Below are 22,121 nucleotides of genomic sequence, written 5' to 3'. Positions count from 1 at the left end.
GGGTAGTTGGTAGTTGGTGATTAATCAGCACCGACTCCCGACTCCCGACTCCCGACTCCCGACTCCCGACTCCCGACTCCCGAAACATGGCTATCAAAGTACTAATTCCGACTGCATTGCAAAAGTTCACCAACAATCAAGCTACTTATGAGGGTAGCGGTAATAGCGTCTCCGAGCTGATTGAATCCTTAGAACAGGGTTTTCCTGGAATTAAGTCCCGTTTGTGTGACGAACAGGGACAACCGCGTCGTTTCTTGAATCTATACGTGAATAGTGAAGATATCCGCTTTTTAGATGGTATAGATACACCTTTAAAAGAAGGCGATGAAGTGAGTATCGTCCCTGCGGTAGCTGGCGGTTAATTCAGTTAACAGTTAACAGTTATCAGTGTAGAGACGTTACATGTAACGTCTCTATTATCATGTCACAATAATTTTAAGGAAAAAGTTATAAAGCGATCGCTCTTATACCTATAGATCGAGGAATGAGTTGAGCAATGGCAGAAGAAAATCAGAATCCAGAACAGGCTCCAGCAGGAGAAACGGCAGGCGAAAACGCGCCACCCAGCACTGTAGATAAACAAGCTCCTGATGTCGTTGCAGAAAATCTTAAAACGACTTCTGACCCAGAAGCTTCAGAGATTCCTACTGCCAACGCACCAGTTCCAGAAGAGAATCTAGTGGCGAACACGGACGAGGCGAAGGAAAAAGGCACGGCGACAGCAGAAGCTCCAAATGAAACTGACCAGCAAGCAAAAGCAGCTGACAAGCCAGGTTCCAAAAAACCCGACGCATCGCCTAAAGCCGATAAGCCAGCCGCCGCTAAAGCAGCAGGTGATAAACCCGCCGCTAAAGCTAAGAAAGAAAAAGGTCCAACAGTCGAAGATAAACCATTTACTGAATTCATCCAACAAGATTACATCCCAGCAATTGAGAAGGCTTTAAAAGCTCAAGGAGTCGTGGATGTAGACTTAACGCTTACCAAGCAAAAAATTCCTGTAGTTGGTTTAGAGCAGCAAGAGTGCTGGCAAATTGTTGGCAAGTGGCAAAATGTCTCGCGACAATTCAACCTTTATTTCCCTGATGAAGATATTCAAGGCAAGAAATATTTCTCTTGCAATGAAGGCTCTCGACCCAGCACTATCGAGCATTTTCTGGGTGACGAACGCAAGATGACGCTCGACCTATTAATGTGGGGAATCGTCCAGCGGTTGAACGGTCAAAAGTGGCTGTCACTGAATTAGTTAGAGCTATATTCTCGTTTTCGTGCATGATATTTGTAGGGGCGCACAGATGTGCGCCCCTACGTTGCATTTTATGCAAATGCAAATCGCTACGATGACAATTCAAGGAATTTGTAAACAACCACTCCAGTTGCAGGATGATTGTCAACTCCTACATAACCAGACTTGACCATCTCTTTTAAAGTTGTTTCTACTTGAGCAAAAGTAGCACCAGTATCCATCACGCCTTGCGTGACGGAAAGCTTACCCCCATGCGCCGCCGCAGCTTTGAGCAATTTAACCATCAATTGCTCTTTCGGATTTACTTGGATTGTCTGGGTAGCAACTACCGGGTCTGATAGCGGTACGCCAGCAGCAGATAAACCCATTTTGGCTCTTAGCTTAGCGTTGTAATCGTCTACCATATCGGGAATTAGAAATAAATCGATCAATTGTCCGACACCAAATAAACCAAAAGTAAACAGCCACAACAAACCCGTGGCTATTTTGCCGTTATAGAAGCGATGCAACCCGTAAACTTGAAGCAAACAACCCAACCACAGAATATAAGAACTACTAGTTTTATTCATAAGTTGTGTGGATAATCAGGGAGCGTATTTTCTATGTTAGAGATTGGGAATGGGTAGTTGGTAGTTGTTAGTTGTTGGTGAGTGGGTGGTGGATAGTGGCGCTTTGGCTAGAATCGCTTTCTTGTCTTCCTTATCTTCCTTGTCCCCCTTGTCTTCCTTGTCCTCCTTGTCCCCCTTGTCTTCCTTGTCCTCCTTGTCCCCCTTGTCTTCCTTGTCCCCCTTGTCTTCCTTGTCCCCCTTGTCTTCCTTGTCCCCCTTGTCTTCCTTGTCCCCCTTGTCTTCCTTGTCCCCCTTGTCTTCCTTGTCTTCCTTGTCTCTCGACTCCCGACTTCTAATACACAAATCAGTCTGTTTCGCCTAAAAAGTGACAAATTTGTAAAAAAAATTGATGGGGTGTAGTAACTCTTAATGTGGTAAAGCGACGCGATCGCCCTGAACCCTTGGTAGACTGAATTTTAGATAATAAATTGCGCTCTATCTTTTGTTACAGAGATAAGAACCCCACAAGAGCAAAACGACATGGTAGATTCCCTGAAAAAGCCGAGCTTTGAAGAAATACGTCCTGGGGTAAAAGCTCCAGCCAAGGAAACCATTCTCACGCCTCGGTTTTACACCACAGACTTCGATGAAATGGCGCGGATGGATATTTCCGTCAACGAAGATGAGTTGAAAGCAATACTCGAAGAGTTTCGTACTGACTACAATCGCCATCACTTCGTCCGAGATGAAGAATTTGAACAATCTTGGGATCGCATCGATGGGGAAACTCGCCAATTATTTGTTGAGTTTTTAGAGCGTTCTTGTACGGCAGAGTTTTCTGGTTTCTTGCTGTACAAAGAACTCAGCCGCCGCTTGAAGGGGAAAAACCCCGTATTGGCAGAGTGTTTCGCCCTCATGTCACGAGATGAAGCCCGTCACGCAGGCTTCCTAAATAAAGCGATGTCTGATTTTGATTTGTCGCTTGATTTAGGATTCTTAACCAAGAACCACACGTATACTTTCTTCAAACCGAAGTTTATCTTCTACGCCACTTATCTATCGGAAAAAATCGGTTACTGGCGCTACATCACAATTTACCGTCATCTCCAGGCGCATCCTGAAGATCGGATTTATCCAATTTTCCGCTTCTTTGAAAACTGGTGTCAAGACGAAAACCGTCACGGAGATTTCTTTGATGCCATTATGCGGGCGCAACCGCAAATGTTAAATGACTGGAAAGCGCGGTTATGGTGTCGCTTCTTCCTGTTGTCGGTGTTTGCCACGATGTATCTTAACGATATTCAGCGGGCTAAATTCTATGCTTCCATCGGCTTGAATGCGCGAGATTACGATGTCTACGTGATTGAGAAGACGAACGAAACCGCAGGACGGGTATTTCCGGTGATGCTGGATGTAGAGAATCCAGAGTTTTACCAACGCTTAGATGTTTGCGTGAAGAATAATGAAAAATTAACGGCGATCGCTAGCTCTAATACGCCGAAGTTTCTACAATTCTTCCAGAAATTACCGTTCTACGTTTCTAACGGTTGGCAACTCTTGCGCTTGTACTTGATGAAGCCAATTGACGTTGCCCCATCTCACGGAATGGTACGATAGCAACTTTAAGTTTTGCTCCGCTAAAGTGGTTCTGTACTATGCAGAACCACTTTTTTTGTGAAAGAATCGCCAAAATCTCGAAAGTTCGGCTGGAATCTCGGTTTGTTGAAACTACGTCACGGCAGATCCCCTCAACCCCCCTTATCAAGGGGGGCAATCAGCTCCCCCTTTTTAAGGGGGGCTAGAGAGAATCTGACAAGACATATTCCCCCTTTTTTAAGGGAGGCTAGGGGGGATCTGACAAGACATATTCCCCTCTTTTTAAGGGGGGCTAGGGGGGATCTCATCGTTCTGTTCCTTCTCATCTCTACACCTGCGTGGAGTCAACCGCAGCAACACAAAACCCCTAGCGCTGCGGATTTAGATTTAAAGCCAGAAATTATTGAAAGCAGCCCTGTTCTACAGCGCTGGATGCGTCAAGTACCGAACGTGCTAGAAGAGATCGATCGCGATCCGAGTTTTCGTACCCGTCTGCGGCTAGGATATTCTTTATTTCCTTCAACAGATAATGCTAGTGGTTGGAATTTTGGTATAGAGGATTTATTTATTAGTAAAAGTGGTTTGACGATTAGTGGAGATTATCATGCAGCTTTCGATCGCCAGCGCGAGGCTTATGGTGTAGACTTACGTTATTACGTGCGCCCTTTGGGAAAGTACATCAATTTTGCGCCAATAATCGGCTATCGACATATGGAAACAGGCGATTATTCCACTGATGGCATAAATTTGGGCGCAAGGCTGCTCTTGGTATTATCTCGCGGCGGTGCGGCAGATATTGCTCTATCTCAAAGTTGGGTGTCTCCTGGTACGGATGATGAAGTGGGATTGACAACACTCTCTTTTGGCTATGCTGTCACTCGCGATTTGCGGTTGTCTACAGATTTACAAAGGCAAAATTCGCGTCAAGAAAAAGATAGTCGGCTAGGAATTGTGTTGGAATGGATGTTGTGAGATTTTGGTATGGTGCCGCAATCGCATTGCGTACCTGCTACAACCACTGGCTACAATAGCGAAGCGATCGACCTTTGATGCTCTACCGGACGGCTATCTTGTCTGTTACCGAGCATAACATCTATCTAAAGATAGATCGTTATAAATATTGCCTAGCTTAAGATATATCTAGCTATTCCGCTAGTTCATGTCTTAACAAGACTAAATCGTTCTAACAGCCCGCATTAAGCGGGTTTTTTCATGTTTATTTTCCGATCGCGCTGCTCCCAAATCCGTGCAGCAGGCAGATGAACTGTATGCTATTGGAAAGAACGAGGCAATAGCAGATCGTACTTGCACTGAGATTGTACTTGCACTGATGGAGAGTATCTATGCGCTACAAACTATTAGGTAACAGTGGATTGCGCGTTTCCGAACTCTGCCTGGGGACGATGACTTTTGGTGAAGATTGGGGGTGGGGAAGTTCTTACGAGGAAAGTCGTAAAATATTCGATGCCTTCGCCGCTGCGGGTGGTAACTTTCTCGATACGGCAAATCTCTATACCAACGGTACGAGTGAAAAGTATGTTGGTGAATTTGTTGCAGGCGATCGCCATAAATGGGTGATTGCGACAAAATATAGTTTAAACACGGGTAATGGCGAAATCAATGCTGGTGGCAACCATCGTAAGAATATGGTGCAGGCAGTAGAAGCCAGTTTGCAGCGATTAAATGTGGAATATATCGATTTACTATGGTTGCACGCTTGGGACTTCACTACGCCTGTAGAAGAGGTGATGCGATCGTTTGACGATCTGGTACGCATGGGTAAGGTATTGTATATCGGTGTTTCCGATACTCCAGCTTGGATTATCTCGCAAGCAAATACCCTAGCAAATCTGCGCGGCTGGACACCTCTTATTGGATTGCAGATCGAATATTCTTTGAAAGAAAGGACACCCGAACGAGACTTATTACCAATGGCACAGGCGCTTGGAATTGGCGTGACAGCTTGGAGTCCCCTCGGTGCTGGTTTATTGACAGGTAAATACAATCGTCCAGCAGAGGAGACGGACGAACCAGGAAGACTAAGCAATCCAAATGCAGCCCAAATTAGCGATCGCGATTTAGAAATTGCAGCAGAGGTGACTAAAATAGCCACAGAAATTGATAAAGCACCTTCACAAGTTGCACTCAACTGGATACGGCAACAACCAGGCGGAATTATTCCTATTATTGGCTCCCGTAAACTGAAACAGGTTGAAGAAAATTTAGCTTGTTTGGAATTTCAACTAACTACCGAACAAATGCAGCACTTAAATGATGTGAGTGCAATTGAACTCGGTTTTCCTCACGATTTTCTCAAAAGTTCGATGGTTCAAGATTTTGCCTTTGGTGGAGCGTTGACTAAGATCGATCGCGATCGCTTTTTCTAGTTTTTAGCCGACCGAAAAATTAGATTGCTAACAGAAATACTGAGTAGCTAAATATATACAAAAAGTCCGTAAAATACGGACTTTTTTATGTGGAATTGTTACTAAAGATTGAGTTAATAAATATGAAGTATTTCCATAAAGACCCGATCGAAACTTGTATTAAAACATCGTTTAACTGCTGCAAACTCAACTGAGTTTTGCAACGCAACTATTAATTATTAAGTTTTACGCATGAGGGAAATTTATGAGTTACGAGCTTTCCCGTCGTCAAGTTTTAAAACTAGCTGGATTCTTATCTGCTGGAACTGCTGCTGTCGGAAGCGTTCCCATCGTGAGCCGGTTTTTCGCCGATCGCGCTAACGCTCAGACTGGTACTGTCTACGTTCGCGAGAATATATATACATTTATCCAGTCGCCACAGAAAGTTGAGGCTCTCAGGAGAGGTATTCAGGTGATGAAATCTCGACCTGATACGAACCCGACCAGTTGGATTTACCAAGCTAATATGCATGGCATTCCCAGCGGTGAGACACGCAGATTAACAGCATGGAGGACATGCCAGCATGGAACCTTCTATTTCTTCCCCTGGCATCGCATGTACCTATATTATTTCGAGCGTATTCTCAGGCAAGCATCCGGCGATCCGAATCTGGCACTTCCGTACTGGAACTATTCAGATTCCGTCGAACAGCGCGTTTTACCCTCACCGTTTCGCATCCCCGCCAATTCTACAAACCCCCTCTATAGCGATCGCGGCAGCAGCATTAATGTCAACCAGGGCGATCCATTGCCAGAAGCCGATGTTAGATATGCAGATGCTTTTCAACGGACAAACTTTTTCCATACAACAGATGGCGGGCGCAGCTTTGGTGGACGCAGGGTAACTGAGGCAAATGCGAATACTCACCGTGCTAATGGTTATGGAGACTTAGAACGAAGACCGCATAACGGCATCCATTCGCGTATAGGCGGCTTAATGGGAAGCGTACCTACTGCTGCCCGCGATCCGATTTTTTGGTTGCATCATGCGAACATCGATCGCCTGTGGGAGCGCTGGTTGCGACTGGGAGGTGGACGAGCAAATGCGACAACAAACAGCGATTGGATGAACGATGTTTTTACCTTCTTTGATGAAAACGGCACTCAGGTACAGTTGCGCGGTAGGGATGTTCTCGATACTGCGGGTCAACTAAACTATTTGTATGACGATCCTTTATCAAGGAGAAACAGATCTGTAACGCCATCGTCGCAGAGTATAGATACAAGTACTCAACAAACAGATACAAGCACTCAGCAACAAATAGCTATGTCGGCTAACGATCGGCAATTAACGATTGTCCTCAGCGATGCGCCTCTCACTCTGTCTGCTCCAGCTCAAGATCTCGTGAGGACGAGAGCATTAACGGCAGAATCTGCATTGACTCTCAACATTACAGGAGTCGAGTACAACCCAGATAATCCTATTCCCTACGACATTTACATCAATTTACCTGAAGGAGTTGCACCAGACCCTTATGGTCCCTACTATGCTGGGATTCTGTCACTATTCTCTCTGCCCCAAAGAGGCACTTTCCGCCTTGATATTACTTCTACGGTGAGGCAACTACAAAGGCGTAGTCTCATGACAGGAGATTTTATCTCTGTGACTTTTGTGCCACCTTATAGAGAATTACAGCAGGAGCGCTCTACCCAAGATCGCCAAGCTCAATTACAAGGGGCAGTCCGCTTTAGTGGAGTGACTCTGACTAGAGAGTAATCGGGGTCGCTATCGCGCTGTAGCGGCAACGGTGACATCAAAATTGAGCTGAAACGGTTTGAAATTAGCTCCGGCTTTAGGAGTCCCTTTCAATTCCACCTGATAAGCACCGGGTTTGGGAAAAATAATTTCCGCGCCAGGAATGCCTTGATATTTCTCGGCTGTCACGGCTTTGAGTGACGGTTGTAATAGTGGTGCAGCATTTTTCTGGCGCGGTTCGGCATAGACTGCTAGTTGGCAATTACACTGCTGAAGGGGAATTGTTTGTCCGCCTTTACGTGTGAGTGCGATCCAAGCGAGTGTTGCTTTTCCTGCTTGGGGATTGTCGTTAGGTTCGAGGTGAATTGTCCCGCCGACATCGCCGGAGATTTCTACTTTATGGGCGATCGCCTCAGTCGCGATCGCTCCTGTTGCTAGTACGCTGAGTAATAACCATTGAATGTAGTTACTAAGATTTTTTGGCTGAAACATAGTATTTTTCTATATGGAAAATTGACCAAAACCAACGCGATCGCACGAGCAATACTCCCACAGTGGCAACTCCCAAGAGACTTGCATAGAACTGACTGCTTTCACTCACGCTACCTAAATAGTGAGAACCAATCAGCACCGCATGAGCTGAACTCAAAATTGTGGCGGGAATTCCTAATAAATGAATTTGTCGCCAGCGCGTGCCTAAGAATTTTTGGGCGCGATCGCAACTCGTAATTGCTGCCGGAGTCATCAAGATAATCGCAACAAATCCCAAGATTAAACTGATTTGATGGGTGGGTAACAGGAAAGCAAATGCTTCTAAATTCCAGTCCAGCGTATGCGCCATCATGTGAGTTGTATGCGCCAAAGCGAGTACGAAGGCTCCCACGCCTAAGACGCGGCGATATTGTAAGGGCGCAGCCCACAAACGGCTGATGGGACGGGCAATCAGAGCTAGCATTAGGCAGAATAGGGATGCATGACCTGTATAGTCAGTCATCGTATCCCCAGTTCGTAGTAGGGTAATCGCCCCAATTGCTACTGTAATCCAGCCACCTAAGCGAAATAATTGACTGCGGCGATCGCGACTTAAAAAAGATGTGGAGACTCCTACCCCTAGCATCATCGGTAGAGTGCCAATGCCAAAAGCGAGCATCGTGGCTGCACCTTGCCATAATTGTCCCGTTTCCGCCGCTTTAATTTGAGCCGCATACAAAAACCCACAGGGCATTAAGCCCCACACTAAACCCAAGCCTGCGGGTGTCCACCATTGTGTTTTAAAAGATAGATTGACCATACCCCGACTCAGGCGATCGTGCCATTTACCGTGCGTCAGGGGGTGTAGCAGGGGAAGGTGGATAAATTGGGGGTTAATTTGCGCTAAACCAAATAAAATGAGCATGATTCCCGTCAGTGTTGCCAGCCAGCGCCGTACTTCGCTTCCGATGCCTGCCATTTGTCCGCTGGCGATCGCGATCGAACCAATCGCCCCAATTGCCGCACCGACGAGAACGTAACTAATTATCCGCCCTAAATTTAATAGAGTATGAAAATAGACTTGCTGCTGCCATTTCGGTTTGTCTTGTTGACCTGATAGGGAAAACGCCACTGTTAGGGGTCCACACATCCCGACGCAGTGTCCGAAACTTCCCAAGAAACCGAGGGACATTATCAGTAGAAGGTCAAAAGTCAAAAGTTAAAAGTTAAAAATTTCTACTTTTTGGTTGCGGGTACTTCTACGATTTGCGTAGCTTCTATCATCTTACCGTTGTGAGCTAAGACCTGATGGTTGTTAGCATTCAAGCTAACCCTAATTTCGTTTTTACCAGGTTTGAGATTGTCTAAATAATACCAAGAGCTATATAAACGAGTGATTTTTTTGCCGTTAACGTAAAGATGGGCGTGACCTTCTCCTGGTTTTGCTGCTTTGTTAACTTCTTCTGGCGCAAATTTGAAGTTGGTCGTTTGCACTTCTAGGTTGTACCCGCGCATGGTGTCGGGATGCACCACCAGTTTCACCGTTGGGATGGGTTCGCCTGCGGAAATTTCCCTCATCTGATGATGGGGGTCTTTACTGGTGTGGGAATGAGGCTCGGATGTGGGATCGTGGTTATGAGCCGTCATTTCAGCGTTGTTCGCCAAAATGGTAACGCCAACGGTAGCGAGTACGAGGAGCGATCGCTTAAACATGCTGTCTAATTGCCAGAGATCTGAAAGTACATGTTTTTGACTGCAACTCATTACTCTAGGTAAAACTTTTGCTTCAGTCAAAAGACAAGCTGTCGTACATATGCGATCGCTCTTGCTCAATTCAACCGTGAATTAATCCATCTGGCATGATTGCCCAAGCTAAATCTATTCGCTCATCTTGCAGTTGAGATTTTAGTTTTGCTCGTTTTAGGTTAGCTCCCCGCAAAATTAACCCTTCCATTTTGGCATCGACTAAATTCGCTCCGGTTAAATTTGCGCCGCTCAGGTTAGCTTGGCTTAAGTTTGCCCAACTTAAATCTGCTTGGGAGAGGTTTGCCTTAATTAGCTCCACCCGTTCTAAATTGGCTCCCCGCAGCGTTGCTAAAATCAATTTGGCATCGGTCAAGTTGGCATGACGCAAATTTGTTCCAGTCAGATTTGCTCCACTCAAGTTAACTCCAGCTAAGTTTGCTTCGCTGAAGTCAACTCCTACTAGATCTGCACCACTAAAATCTGCTTCGCTCAAATTCACTTTCCACAAGTTCACGCCGCTCAAATGCACTTCGCGAAAATCTCGCTCTCCCTGGTTGTAGCGACTAACGAGTGCTGCGGCATCCATACTATCGCGGTTCGTATCCCAACCAAAAGGCGATCGCATCGATCCAAAATTCATCGGGAGTCTCCTTCTATACTTACAAAAATCTCATCCCCGATCGCGCGACTTGGATAACAGCGTACAGGCTGTAAATCTCGCTCTAGTTCAGTCAAGTCAGATGGATAAACGTTGCGGGGATAAACATTGGCTCCAGTTCTGACATCGTAGAGGTAATGATGCCAAGGACATTCGATCTTGTCTCCCCACAGCGTTCCTTGCTCCAGAGGACCATCTTGATGAGGACATTGGGTGGCTAGAGCGTAGATCTCTCCATCTAAATTCACTAACAGCAAGCGTATATCTCCAACTTCCACAACCTGCATCGTGCCTGGAGACACAGCACTGAGTTTAGTAACTTTGATAAATTCAGTCATAGCAAGATTTTGCAGTAGAGACGCGCCGTGGCGCGTCTCTACTCTCTACAGTTTGTGACCGTTGGATGGTGCGACTAAAAAGCGCGAAGTGTAGGGCGATTCTCCTGGTGCGCCTCTACGGATGTGACCGGAAGGACCTTCACCTAAAAACTCGGAGAACCAAGCTTCGTGTTCGATTTCCTCGTTGAGAATAGCCAAGGACAGCTCATAGGTGCGGTGGTCTTTGCCAAAGGTCATGTTGCAAATCTCAGTGTAAACGCGAATAGCACACCGTTCTGCCTCTACCAAAACCTGAAGCATTGGTCTAATATCACCTTGTTGCATTGCCTGCTGTACTTCTGAGACTGCTTCTTTTGATTCCTCGCTTCCGCCGCTGGTAAAGCCAACTCGTGGCGTGGATTTGCCATTACCACGATTCCATTCAGGCAAGTAAGCATCTGGACAAGCGGCTTCGTTAGAAAAGTCTCGAATATCCCTTGGTAACTGTCCGCCTAATTCATAGATTCGCGGTACTAAAGCCTCAAAGTGATTGCGGTCTTCTAATCTTGCATCCTCGATGATTTCTTTGAGTCCTTCTCCTTCAAAACCAATGGCATTAACCCGCAGAATTGTGTAGTAGTAGTAAGTTGTAAATTCAGCAGACGCGGCACGGACGAGCTTCTGTACCAACTCTTCTACATTCACACCAGACTTCTGAACGACTTCCTGGGCAATCTTAGCCATAGTGTCCCTCCTCCCTTTTTTATCGGGATTTGTTAAAAGTCTTTTGTTAAAGATATATAGGCAATCTCTTTCAATCGGCTTATCTCAAACTCGTAACGAATTTGAGTTGCTGCTCATAATACGATTTTGAACAAACCGAGAACAAATGTGTGAAATTTAATAGAAAAATTAAAATTCTTTAGACTTCTTTACATATTTAGAGATCTATTCGTTGCTAAAGTCAATTGAGAATTTCCATAGATTTATTTGCATCAGCAACGGTGCGATCGCTTTACCTCTTCTTATTAATTTAGCTACCAATTTAAACTTTTTACACAACAACAGCTTTTAATCACTAATCTTTCATACGAACTTCGGTAATTCTTCCAGTCTGAAACCTGAGAAAAATCAATTATTCTATATTTGGCTCTGTGCCAGTGAAGACGATAGCAAATCTCTGAAAAATAATTATGACGTTTGAAAAAGAATTAGAAGAAATTACTGCTTTAATTTTATTTAGCTGCACGGGTCTATTTTTTGGCTTTTTATTATTTTTTATTTGGGCTTATTCTTGATAAAAACCTTTCAAGCAAAAATTAGATAATAAGGTGGGTATTGCCCACCTTATTTTTTGACAAAAATTGAATTTTGTTGAAAATCATCTCTACTCATAATAGATTTTATAAACATAGCATTTGGATTAGTGGGACTAGCCAAAATAAGAAAATACCACCAATTTAAGGCTTGGAATAACAATAATCCATGCTTCATCTTTAGTGGAGTAGTAACTTCCTTTTTTAGAAGCAGCGAGAAGGATTTGACGTAACAGCGAGCGACTTACACTCGAACAGCCCAACCCTGGCCAAGCGCCTTCACTAGTCCATGTCTTGGGAACTGGTGTTTCTTTCCACGCTCTATAGGTGTAGTAGAGATCTTTGCTTCTTCTGGAATAGATAGCGTCGCTAAAAAAATCAATTCCTTGACGGGAAATGGCATCCGCAGTTGCATTTGTTATGCCAAATATAGCTGTGCCACAACCCTCTCGCAAATCGCTCTGACCGCTAATATTTATGGGGTAGGCTATCCCAATTTTTGCAGGAATAAGACTACTGTACCAAAAGTATTCATAAACCGACCATGCTACATGCAGAGTAATAAGTATTAAAATAATAGTTTTTACAAATTTTTTCATTAGCCAAGCAAAGGAATCGTCATGTCGGAGCAAAACCTTCCGTTTCGTCTACTAGATGAAAACTAACTTAGAGAAATATTAAAGCTTGCCAGCATAGCCGAACAAAAGATGCGAGAAAGTAGCGAAGGACTAACTGCTTTATTAGAAAAATGGCAAGATAAAGCTCAAGTCCAGAAGTCAAGACAACGAGGGTAAACATTCTGTCGCTGAATATCTAATACCTGCTTGCTTAAACCTGCGTAAGGCTTCGCCCAAGCGATCGCATTCTAAAATTAAACTAATCCGCACGTATCCTTCTCCGCCTACGCCAAAAGCATTTCCTGGTGTGACGACAACGCCAGTTTGCTGCAATACAGATAAAGCAAAGTCTGTAGAACCCATCCCAGGTGGGCAAGGAATCCACAAATACATCGTTGCTTTGGTTTTTGGGATGTTCCAACCTAATTCTGCTAATCCTTGAATCAGAAAGTCACGGCGGCGACAGTAGCGTTCTTGGACTTGATGTAAATATTCATCTGGGAGTTGTAAAGCTGTTTCAGCGGCTGTTTGCAATGCGGCAAAAATACCATAATCTAAATTCGTTTTTAACGTCCGCAAACCTTGAATAATGTGGCTATTTCCTACCACAAATCCCACGCGCCAACCTGCCATATTATAGGTTTTTGACATGGTGTGAAATTCTACACCGATATCTTTTGCACCTGGTATTTCTAATAAGCTGGTAGGTTGATAACCATCAAAAGCTAATTCGGCATAACATAAGTCATGCACTAATAAAATTTCGTATTTACGAGCAAAGGCAACAATGTCTTCAAAAAATTCGCGGGGAGCTGTAGCGGCGGTGGGATTGCTGGGATAGTTGAAGTAGAGAATTTTGGCTTTTTCGGCTACTGCATCGGGAATTGCTGCTAGATCGATCAGCCAATCATTTTCTGGTTTGAGGATGAGGCTATAAATCTCTCCGCCTGCAATAATGGGACCGCGAAAATGGACGGGATAAGAGGGTGAGGGGACTAGTACGACATCGCCAGGGTTAATATAGGCGATCGCTAAGTGTCCCAATCCTTCTTTAGAACCGAGTAGCGGTAACGCTTCGCTATCAGGATCGAGATTCACACCATAGCGGCGATGATACCAATTTGTAATTGCCCGTCGAAAACTTGCCGTACCTTCAAACGGGGGATAACCGTGGTTGGCGGGGTTTTTTAATGCGGCGATCGCCGCATCGATTACGGGCTGAGGTGCTGTGCCGTCGGGGTTTCCCATCCCCAAATCAATTAAATCGATCCCTTGTTCTCTGGCTTTCGCTTTTAATTCATCTAATCGAGCAAATACATACTGTGGTAGCGCCCGGACGCGATCCGCCGGACTAATCCAATCCAAGCTCATTGAGCTACCTCTTCGTTGACGAGATTTGTAGTGATGGGGTTGATGGGATTACTGTTAGCCGGAGCCGTAGTAGAAACCATCGCCGCCATCAATTGTTCTGTAACAACTTTAAAGGGTAGCCGATGAATGTCAGATTTGGGATTTAAAGCGATTTCTGCCGCTTGTTTGAGTTGGGTAATCGTAATATTTTCCAGTCCCAAGTCTGCAAGAGTTTGGGGTAGTCCAATTTCGGTATAAAACTTAAGTAACTGTTGTCGTGCGGTAGCTGCCAGTTGATTGCCCTGTACCATTTCCTCTAACCGCAACTGGACTAAGATGCCGTAGCTAACTTTTTCGCCGTGAATGCTGCTGTGAATCGGCAGGTGAGTTAAACCATTGTGGACGGCGTGAGCAGCTACAGTACGGCATTGCGCGCCCCCTAAACCACCAATAACTCCTGCGAGTAAAACTGTAGCATCGACTACTTCCCGCCAAACTTCACTACCTGGTGCTTGTAAAGCAGTGGCGGATTTTTGAAATAAAATATCGCGCAGTACCCTAGCTTGTTGCACGGCAGCAATAATTAAAGTTTGCTCTGAGTGTCCGCTACTCACAGAGGCTTCGTACCATTTGGCGATCGCATCTCCAATGCCAGCGACTAAAGTATGTCTGGGAGCAGTTTGCACCAAATCGTAATCTAGGATGAGTAAATTAGGGCAATTGGGCAGGCTGACATCATACAAAAATGCTCCGTCTTCCGAGTAGACGTTAGAAAGAGCCGTCCAAGCCGCACAAGTAGCCGCCGAAGTCGGAATCGTGACGACAGGCAACTCGCACTGATACGCCAATAATTTCGCCGCATCTAAGGCTTTACCACCACCAACACCAATAATCAGATCGGCTTGGTGTGCTGCTACCGCTTGTTTTAACGCCGCTAAACTCGCCTCGCTGCAATCTCTACCGTAGCTTGCTTGGGTAAATTTCAATTTTTGCGCTTCCAATACAGACTTTAAGCGAGATTGGACGGCAACAAGAGAGCGATCGCCTCCTACAATCAGAGGACGATGACCTAAACGCGCGATCGCGCTTCCAGCTGCTTCTAAGGCTTGCGGAGCGCGGATTACCTGTGCTGGGGCTACGGACAGACAAAGCATTTTATCTAGTATTTGGTGGTTGAATATATAGTATAAGCGAGTGGTAATTGGTAATTGGTAATTGGTAGTTGCTAGATTTTGACTTTTAGCTTTTGACTTTTGACTTTATAACTACCCATTACTCTGTTCCCTCAGCCCTCTTCTCCCCTGCTCCCTGGTAATTGCGCTATGCTTTCGGGATTCAGCTTGATTTCCATTGCATTGTCAGTGCGGCTGGAGAGCGATCGCTCGATTTGTCCCAAGTAGAGGGGTTTGGTAACTCCTGGTTCTGGATGCAGATTTGTCCTGACTCTAATCGTCAGTTTATCGTCCTGTCTGCCTAAGCGACCGTAGGAGAATAAATCGCTGGCGGCTTGCTGCATTGTTGCTTCTAGCGCTTGGCTATCAATGGTAGGCGGAACGGCAATCACGGTTTGCGTCCCGCCGTTATCGAATACTAAAGAGTAACGGACTGCGCCTGGGATAACCGTGCGAGTAAATGGGACTAAACCAAGGGCAAACAATCCGCCTGTAAGTACGCCTAAAAAGCCAGTGATCCCGACGAGGCGAAATCTAATTCCCCATTTAAGCAGAAAACCCAGAACGGTTATCGCCGCTAAAGCTAGGGTGGTTATTCCTACCCACCCAGAAGCATTGAGAAAATCAGTTGTAGTTGGCATTATGAAATCAAATAGTGAGATTGATTACTCGTTTTCGTTACTGATAAATCCTTCAGGCACTTGCTCGTTGGTTGATTCCAAGGCGGCTTTGAGGGTATGCCAGGTGAGATTAGCACATTTGATCCGCACGGGAAACTGAGCGACTCCCGCCATCACGTTGAGTTTGCGCTGTTCTTTAGGAAACTCATCTTCCCCTTTCATCATCCGTTGAAAGCGCTGCACCATCTCTAATGCGACGCTGACAGGCTTACCGCGCAAAACATCTGCCATTAAGTCAGCCGATGCCATCGCGATCGCGCAACCTTCACCATCAAATTTTACATCTGCGATCGTATCGCCCGCTTCATTCAGTTGCACCGTTAATTCAATCGTGTCTCCACAAGAAGGATTATGTCCCCGTTGATACCGATGCACGGGATCGGTTTTTCCTTTGTGGCGAGGTTTTTTATAGTGTTCTAGAATTACCTGCTGGTACAGGTCGCGGACATTACCCAAAGTCATAATTGCGTTTGCGATCGGGTTTATTTACCTACTTCCATCCTATCAGGGTATTTCAGGTGCGATCGGGTCGTTTTGACGTACCCTATCAATTCAGGAAAAAAGGATTGAAAACTGCGATCTAATTCCTGATAATGAGCTGTTAATTCTTCAATCCCACTAGCTAAAATCTCTCCTTGCCTGTTCACGCGATGAGCCATCCGGTTGAGCGTCACCTCTATTCCACTAATATATTGATATTTATTTAACCAATCTTGTTGAATCATTTGTGGTAATGCACGTTGGAGGCGATCGGGTAGAATCACTTGATGTTGTGATAGTATCGCATATACTTTTTGGCTGAAATCGTTAAGAGTTACCGAACTATATTTCTGCCAATCTCTAGCTAAAAAATGGTCGTAAAATATATCAACTAAAATTCCGGCAAATCTTCTCCTCGTTACAGAGATTAGTTGTTTAGCTTCTTTGACTATTGGGTGCGAATCTGTATATGCATCGACTTTTCGATGTAATTGTATTCCTTGCTGGATTGCGATTGAATATCGTTCTTTACTTATCCCTTGAAGAAAATCTCCTAAAAGATTTCCAAGTAACGATTCAGGTGTATGTTCGGCTAAAAACAGATGCGCCAAATAGTTCATTTTGTAACTCGTAACACTTGCCCTTCTTTGGGGCGATCGCCTTTATTAGAAATATATATCGCCCCATCACGACCAATAGTAAGAGCAGTTGGCGATTCTAGTCCATTACCACTAACAAGCGTTGTCCGCGTACCATCAGGGGCAACTTGAATCAAAGCACCATCTACACTACCCGTCCATTGCGGCTGATTGGCATATTGTAAAACATATAAATTACCTTGGCGATCGAATTCTAAGTCGGAAATTTGGGTAAAGCCTTCGGCATAAACTGTTGTTTTACCATCAGCAGCAACTCGCAGGACTCTAGCTTTCCCTACAGGGAACGGAAAACCCGTGTATTCGCTAACATACAAAGCATCATCGGGACCAACCGCCACGCCTGTCGGTACGGATTGAATTTCGATTTCCGCTGGTGTTTGTCCTGGTGGCGGCGCTTCAGGAGGTAGTACTTGTCCCGGCGCTGGCGTAGGAAAAATTGGGTCTTTTATCGTCTGGGTGGGAAGTACAGATAATACACTTAAGCTACCACCATTTAGACTTACACTCAGCAAGTCATTTGCAGCTGCATCCACAATATAAGCGGTATGACCCTTAATTGTAAAAGCATAGGGGTTGCTGGCGACTTCACCGCTAACATCTAATGTGTCCTTCCCATCAGCATTATTATCCAGTTCGTATTTGGCTAAATCGGCAAGACTTTTTAAATGACCTGTAAGCAAATCAACTTGATAAAGTTGTCCCCAACTCGGCGCACCTTCGGGAAAGTCGCGAGTTTCTGGGTTTCCGCCATATCCAATGAGTAAATAGGGATTATTATAGGCATCAAATACTATATCTTGGGGTCCAGCAGCAGTAGTACCAGTGGGTCTTAAAGCGATAGATGGTAGTCCAGTCAACAAGCGTTCTTGCTTACCGTCCTTAATTTTGGTTACAGCACCACTATTACCGACACAGGAAGAAAGTCCTTGCAAACTGGGACCAGGAATGCAACGTCCATCTCCCCCTACACCTGATTCTGTCACGTAGAGGCTGCCATCAGAACTAAAGTTTAGCCCGCGTGGATTATCAAGATCGTTAGCAACTACCGATATTGTGACTTCTGCTTGTGCTGGGAAAATAAATATGAGAGAACTTAATAGCGCAAAACTATGAACTAGTTTAGAAATTAAAGATAAAGACATAAAAACATGGCAGGAAGGGAACAAGAATTAGATCGACCAACCCTGCATCAGCAATTTATGAAAAGTGAGAATGCGATCGCAATGGGTAATTTTTCGATCGCTTAGGTATTTGTTTCGATTAATTCTTAACTTCTCTCTCTCACAACTTCATTAATTCTGTCTTGAATGGCTTGGCTTGCGGCGCTAATTTCTTCTGGGGGAATCTGCCACAATTTAGTAAGTAACCATTCAGGGACGGGACTAATTACCATATGACATTTACCACACAAGGTAATTAAATTTGCCAAATCGTTTGTTCCGCCTTGACTTCTAGGCAGAATGTGATGCACTTGTCCGCTATGTTCTTTCCCGCAGACTTGGCACTGGCGATTATCTCGTTGTAATACTTTCTGTCTAATTTCTCGCCATTCTGACATACATTACATATATCTCTAAATTGGTAAGTCAGCGCGGGGGTTGAAGGTTTCGATTTGACGAATCTTTTCGTATAAATCTCGTTCTTCAGGACTAATATTTCTAGGGACAACTATTTGGATCTCAACAATTTGATCGCCTCGTTCGCCATCAGGATCGGGATAACCTTTTTTTGCCAGTCGCAATCTTTGCCCAGTGCGCACGCCTGGAGGTAAATTCATTTGTACCAAACCATCTAAAGTCGGTACTTCTACCGCACCACCCAAAATTGCCTCGACGGGAGTAATTGGTAACTGAATCGCAATATCGTTACCTTCTAACTTGAAAAATGGATGAGGGGGAACGGTTATTTTTAAATAAAGATCGCCGCCACCAATTCCTTGTTCTCGTAGGCGAACGATCTGTCCAGTATACATTCCAGGTGGCATATTGACTTCTAGCGATCGCCCGTCTTCTGGGAGGCGAATTCGCTCCAATCCGCCTTCATATGCCCGTTCTAAGGGTATAGTTAACTTAGCCTCAATATCACGCCGCGTAGTACGGGCATTAACTGTATAAGCTGCTTTAGTCGTCCCCGGACGAAACGGATCGCGGGGTGCTGTCGTCACTGGTTCGTCATCGGCTGTCGCAGTCCTGGCTTGTTTGCGCCGTCCTAAGACTTGATCGACAAAATTATTAAAGTCGGGAAATGCGCCATAATCAACTTTATTACCATTACCGCGACTATCGCCAGTTTTGGCGCGGGAAGTTTGCTTGCTCCAGAAACCAGGCTGATTCCAATACTTAGTATATTGGTCGTATTCTGCCCGTCGAGTTTGGTCAGAAAGGACTTCGTAAGCTTCGCCAATTGCCTTAAATTTTTCCTCTGCCTCTTTATTGCCTGGATTTAAGTCAGGATGATACTGTCTGGCTAAGCGCCGGAAAACCTTTTTAATCTCTTCGTTGCTTGTCTCTCTGGAGACTCCCAACACTTCATAGTAGTCGCGAAAGTTACGCAAATCTTGCATAGTTTAGCTATCTGCTTGCAGCTTTTGGCTGTTAGCTTTTATAAGTTTCCGTTTAACGTTTTCTTTTTTAGTTCTAGCAATCAACGTACCAACTTAGCGAATCGCCAATCGCTAGATTATAGCCAATCATCGTCATCATCCCAGTTGTCTCGGTAAGTGGGACGCTTGCGGTTAGGCTTATCGCCGCCGCCATAATAAGGGGAACGATCGCGGCTATAGTCTTCTCTACCATAATCGTAGGAGTCGCGATCGCGATAGCTATCTCGGCGGGGTAGGTCGTAATAATCATCGTCATCACCCGTAAAGATGCCCTTGATTGAATCCCACAAGCTTTCTTCCTCATCGTCGCCATAATACTGACGGATCTCTCGTTTTAAGTCGGAAATCGCATCTTGCAGTTCGACAAATAATTGGTCGATGCCGCGATCGTTATTTTCCTCTAAGTTTGCCCGCAGTTCGCGGACTAAACTTTCGATCCGTTGGCGTTGACTCCGGGCAAATTGCATCCCGAAGTCTAACGCGACTTCCTTCAATTGTCGTTCTGCTTCAACTGTCAAAGACTCTGCCCGCGTCCGCTTTTCTACCCGTTCTTTGCGCTGACGGTCGATATCGGCATATTGTTCTGCCTCGCGAATTGCCCGTTGAATTTCTCCCTCGCTGAGGGTAGAAGCCCCTTGAACGGTGATACTCTGTTCTCTGCCTGTCGTGCGATCGAGTGCCGTGACCTGTAAAATTCCATTAGCATCGACATCCAACGACACCTGAATTTGGGGAATTCCCCTCGGTGCGGGTGGAATCCCCGTCAGTTTAAATCGTCCGAGGGATTTATTATCAGCTGCCATTTCTCGTTCGCCCTGAACGACGTGAATTTCTACGACAGTTTGATTGTTTTCTGCGGTGGAAAAGATATCGGAACGACGCACGGGAATTGTCGTGTTGCGCGGGATCAGTTTTTTCATCACGCCGCTGACACTTTCCAATCCCAACGATAAAGGTGTGACATCCAATAGCAGCACGTCTTTCATCTCGCCGCCCAAAATGCTGCCTTGAATTGCTGCCCCAACAGCCACAACTTCATCGGGATTGACATTTTGATTCGGTTCTCTGCCAATTAATGCCTCTACAAGTACTTGTACCATTGGCATTCGCGTCCCTCCACCGACGAGGACAACCTCATCAATATCTGCGGGTCGCAAGTTAGCATCCATAATTGCTCGTTTGACAGGGACGCGCAATCGTCCTAGCAAGTCAGAACACAAGCCTTCAAATTGAGAACGGGTGAGTCTTGTTTCTAAATGCTTGGGACCCTCATCTGTAGCAGCGATGAAGGGCAGGTTAATGTCTGTCACCGTCACGCCGGATAATTCAATTTTTGCCCGTTCTGCTGCTTCCATTAAGCGCTGTAGAGAAGAGCGATCGCGTCTTAAGTCTACCCCTTCTGTCTCTAAAAATTGCTCTGCCAGCCAATCGACAATCTTTTTGTCAAAATCATTACCACCTAGTTGTGTATCTCCACTAGTGGCTTTCACTTCAAATACACCGTCGCCTACATCTAAAACAGATACGTCAAACGTACCACCACCCAAGTCAAATACTAAAATCGTTTGGCTTTCCTGACGGTCTAAACCGTAAGCTAAGGATGCAGCGGTAGGTTCGTTTAAAATCCGCAAGACTTCCAATCCGGCAATTCTTCCAGCATCCCGCGTGGCTTGGCGTTGGGAGTCGTTGAAATAAGCTGGAACGGTGATGACTGCTTTTGTGACGGGTTCCCCTAAATATTTGCTGGCATCTTCCACCAACTTTTTTAGCACCATTGCCGAGACTTCTTCGGGAACGAATTCTTTATTCAGTCGCGGGCAGTCGATTTTAATATTTCCAGCTTCACCTTTGCGGATTGTATAAGCAACCCGCTTCGATTCGGGGCTGAGTTCGCTATAGTTGCGACCGATGAAACGCTTGACCGAGTAGAATGTGTTTTTAGGGTTGAGGACGGCTTGTCGTCGCGCCATTTGTCCCACCACCACTTCCCCTTCGCGACTGACACTAACCACGGAGGGAGTAGTCCGCATTCCTTCTGCATTGGCGATCGCCACAGGTTTACCACCCTCCATCACCGCTATGACTGAGTTCGTTGTCCCTAAGTCGATGCCGACTACCTTGCCCATGCGCGATCGTTCTCCTAGTTTGTCTCAATATAATAATATGTTGAGAACTTTTGCTGGATTTATTGTATCTTGCTGGCAGCCTAACTAGGGAGCAGGGAGCAGGGGAGAAGAGGGCTGAGGGGGCTGAGGGGGCTGAGGGAGCTGAGGAAGTGAAGAGAGCTGAGGGAGCTCGAGGAAGTGAAGAGAGCTGAGGGAGCAAGAGCGGTCAACTGTCACCCCATACCCCACACCCTACACTCTTTCTTTAACACAATACTCTTTTCCGACTTCTGACTTCGCCATGACACATTCTTGTCACAACTGTTGCTTATGCTAGGTCTTTGTAGTGTTAGCAAATGGATTTGACATGTTGGCGATCGCTAGTTTTTCCCTCTTGAGAGGGAGCCACTTTGCGAACAGAAAAAGTTTAAATAACTTA

At 45.4% G+C, this 22,121-nt stretch carries 25 protein-coding genes; 6 read left to right on the top strand and 19 right to left on the bottom strand.

The window, feature by feature from the left end; translation table 11 throughout:
- The first annotated feature begins 86 nt into the window (after window positions 1-86).
- On the top strand, window positions 87-362 hold the full coding sequence (locus CHRO_RS06460) for a MoaD/ThiS family protein (protein WP_015153385.1): 276 nt from the start codon (window positions 87-89) through the stop codon (window positions 360-362).
- A gap of 134 nt (window positions 363-496) precedes the next feature.
- On the top strand, window positions 497-1,243 hold the full coding sequence (locus tag CHRO_RS06455) for a DUF2996 domain-containing protein (protein ID WP_015153384.1): 747 nt from the start codon (window positions 497-499) through the stop codon (window positions 1,241-1,243).
- A gap of 89 nt (window positions 1,244-1,332) precedes the next feature.
- Here CHRO_RS06455 and CHRO_RS06450 read toward each other — a convergent pair whose 3' ends face one another.
- Entirely contained in the window at window positions 1,333-1,812 is a 480-nt protein-coding gene (locus CHRO_RS06450) for an NINE protein (protein ID WP_015153383.1), read from the bottom strand.
- Between the two features lie 36 nt (window positions 1,813-1,848).
- Complete coding sequence (locus CHRO_RS31715) at window positions 1,849-2,154, bottom strand: hypothetical protein (RefSeq protein ID WP_051033174.1); 306 nt, start codon at window positions 2,152-2,154, stop codon at window positions 1,849-1,851.
- 177 nt (window positions 2,155-2,331) lie between these two features.
- On the opposite strand from CHRO_RS31715, the gene acsF reads away from it, so the two are divergent.
- Window positions 2,332-3,408 carry a magnesium-protoporphyrin IX monomethyl ester (oxidative) cyclase gene (gene acsF / locus CHRO_RS06440; protein WP_015153382.1) on the top strand — a complete coding sequence of 359 codons (1,077 nt, stop codon included), beginning with the start codon at window positions 2,332-2,334 and terminating at the stop codon, window positions 3,406-3,408.
- A 291-nt stretch (window positions 3,409-3,699) separates the two neighbouring features.
- A complete protein-coding gene (locus CHRO_RS06435) occupies window positions 3,700-4,359 on the top strand; it encodes a hypothetical protein (protein ID WP_425394284.1) in 660 nt (219 codons plus the stop codon).
- Window positions 4,360-4,560: 201 nt separating this feature from the next.
- Here CHRO_RS06435 and CHRO_RS31710 read toward each other — a convergent pair whose 3' ends face one another.
- Entirely contained in the window at window positions 4,561-4,698 is a 138-nt protein-coding gene (locus CHRO_RS31710; RefSeq protein ID WP_181246538.1) for a hypothetical protein, read from the bottom strand.
- A gap of 32 nt (window positions 4,699-4,730) precedes the next feature.
- Between CHRO_RS31710 and CHRO_RS06430 the strand changes: the two genes are divergently transcribed.
- Both CHRO_RS06430 and CHRO_RS06425 read left to right on the top strand, forming a co-directional pair.
- Window positions 4,731-5,774, top strand: a complete 1,044-nt coding sequence (locus CHRO_RS06430; RefSeq protein ID WP_015153380.1) for an aldo/keto reductase — start codon at window positions 4,731-4,733, stop codon at window positions 5,772-5,774.
- A 244-nt stretch (window positions 5,775-6,018) separates the two neighbouring features.
- A complete protein-coding gene (locus tag CHRO_RS06425) occupies window positions 6,019-7,530 on the top strand; it encodes a tyrosinase family protein (RefSeq protein ID WP_015153379.1) in 1,512 nt (503 codons plus the stop codon).
- A 9-nt stretch (window positions 7,531-7,539) separates the two neighbouring features.
- On the opposite strand, the gene CHRO_RS06420 is transcribed toward CHRO_RS06425, so the two are convergent.
- From CHRO_RS06420 to dnaK, 16 genes are all read right to left on the bottom strand, one after another.
- The gene (locus tag CHRO_RS06420; RefSeq protein ID WP_015153378.1) at window positions 7,540-8,001 is read right to left on the bottom strand and encodes a hypothetical protein; all 462 of its coding nucleotides are present in this window, start codon (window positions 7,999-8,001) and stop codon (window positions 7,540-7,542) included.
- Complete coding sequence (locus CHRO_RS06415) at window positions 7,979-9,172, bottom strand: urease accessory protein UreH domain-containing protein (RefSeq protein ID WP_015153377.1); 1,194 nt, start codon at window positions 9,170-9,172, stop codon at window positions 7,979-7,981. Before CHRO_RS06415 ends, CHRO_RS06420 begins: the two co-directional genes overlap by 23 nt.
- Before the next feature lie 44 nt (window positions 9,173-9,216).
- Entirely contained in the window at window positions 9,217-9,744 is a 528-nt protein-coding gene (locus CHRO_RS06410) for a hypothetical protein (protein ID WP_015153376.1), read from the bottom strand.
- A gap of 70 nt (window positions 9,745-9,814) precedes the next feature.
- Window positions 9,815-10,366 carry a pentapeptide repeat-containing protein gene (locus CHRO_RS06405; RefSeq protein WP_015153375.1) on the bottom strand — a complete coding sequence of 184 codons (552 nt, stop codon included), beginning with the start codon at window positions 10,364-10,366 and terminating at the stop codon, window positions 9,815-9,817.
- On the bottom strand, window positions 10,363-10,722 hold the full coding sequence (locus CHRO_RS06400) for a Rieske (2Fe-2S) protein (protein WP_015153374.1): 360 nt from the start codon (window positions 10,720-10,722) through the stop codon (window positions 10,363-10,365). Before CHRO_RS06400 ends, CHRO_RS06405 begins: the two co-directional genes overlap by 4 nt.
- A 45-nt stretch (window positions 10,723-10,767) precedes the next feature.
- Window positions 10,768-11,445 carry a Dps family protein gene (locus CHRO_RS06395; RefSeq protein WP_015153373.1) on the bottom strand — a complete coding sequence of 226 codons (678 nt, stop codon included), beginning with the start codon at window positions 11,443-11,445 and terminating at the stop codon, window positions 10,768-10,770.
- Window positions 11,446-12,133: 688 nt separating this feature from the next.
- Entirely contained in the window at window positions 12,134-12,616 is a 483-nt protein-coding gene (locus tag CHRO_RS06390) for a hypothetical protein (protein WP_041462383.1), read from the bottom strand.
- 177 nt (window positions 12,617-12,793) lie between these two features.
- Complete coding sequence (locus CHRO_RS06385) at window positions 12,794-14,005, bottom strand: aspartate aminotransferase (RefSeq protein WP_015153370.1); 1,212 nt, start codon at window positions 14,003-14,005, stop codon at window positions 12,794-12,796.
- A complete protein-coding gene (locus CHRO_RS06380) occupies window positions 14,002-15,138 on the bottom strand; it encodes an iron-containing alcohol dehydrogenase family protein (protein WP_015153369.1) in 1,137 nt (378 codons plus the stop codon). The genes CHRO_RS06385 and CHRO_RS06380 overlap by 4 nt, the downstream gene beginning before the upstream one ends.
- 131 nt (window positions 15,139-15,269) lie before the next feature.
- Window positions 15,270-15,797: a Ycf51 family protein gene (locus tag CHRO_RS06375; RefSeq protein WP_015153368.1), complete on the bottom strand. Its 528-nt coding sequence runs from the start codon at window positions 15,795-15,797 to the stop codon at window positions 15,270-15,272.
- A gap of 24 nt (window positions 15,798-15,821) precedes the next feature.
- A complete protein-coding gene (gene sufU, locus CHRO_RS06370) occupies window positions 15,822-16,298 on the bottom strand; it encodes a Fe-S cluster assembly sulfur transfer protein SufU (RefSeq protein ID WP_015153367.1) in 477 nt (158 codons plus the stop codon).
- A gap of 20 nt (window positions 16,299-16,318) precedes the next feature.
- Entirely contained in the window at window positions 16,319-16,936 is a 618-nt protein-coding gene (locus CHRO_RS06365; RefSeq protein WP_015153366.1) for an acyl carrier protein phosphodiesterase, read from the bottom strand.
- Window positions 16,933-18,117 carry a ScyD/ScyE family protein gene (locus tag CHRO_RS06360; protein WP_015153365.1) on the bottom strand — a complete coding sequence of 395 codons (1,185 nt, stop codon included), beginning with the start codon at window positions 18,115-18,117 and terminating at the stop codon, window positions 16,933-16,935. The genes CHRO_RS06365 and CHRO_RS06360 overlap by 4 nt, the downstream gene beginning before the upstream one ends.
- A gap of 125 nt (window positions 18,118-18,242) precedes the next feature.
- Window positions 18,243-18,533 (bottom strand): HNH endonuclease, encoded by a 291-nt coding sequence (locus tag CHRO_RS06355; protein WP_015153364.1) that lies wholly within the window; start codon window positions 18,531-18,533, stop codon window positions 18,243-18,245.
- A 15-nt stretch (window positions 18,534-18,548) separates the two neighbouring features.
- Complete coding sequence (locus CHRO_RS06350; RefSeq protein WP_015153363.1) at window positions 18,549-19,538, bottom strand: DnaJ C-terminal domain-containing protein; 990 nt, start codon at window positions 19,536-19,538, stop codon at window positions 18,549-18,551.
- Between the two features lie 116 nt (window positions 19,539-19,654).
- Complete coding sequence (gene dnaK, locus CHRO_RS06345; protein ID WP_015153362.1) at window positions 19,655-21,703, bottom strand: molecular chaperone DnaK; 2,049 nt, start codon at window positions 21,701-21,703, stop codon at window positions 19,655-19,657.
- Between the last annotated feature and the right edge of the window lie 418 nt (window positions 21,704-22,121).

This window comes from Chroococcidiopsis thermalis PCC 7203, assembly GCF_000317125.1.
GTDB classification, from domain to species: Bacteria; Cyanobacteriota; Cyanobacteriia; order Cyanobacteriales; family Chroococcidiopsidaceae; genus Chroococcidiopsis; species Chroococcidiopsis thermalis.
Note: the sequence above shows the minus strand (reverse complement) of the source record. Positions and strands in the feature narration are given on the sequence as shown.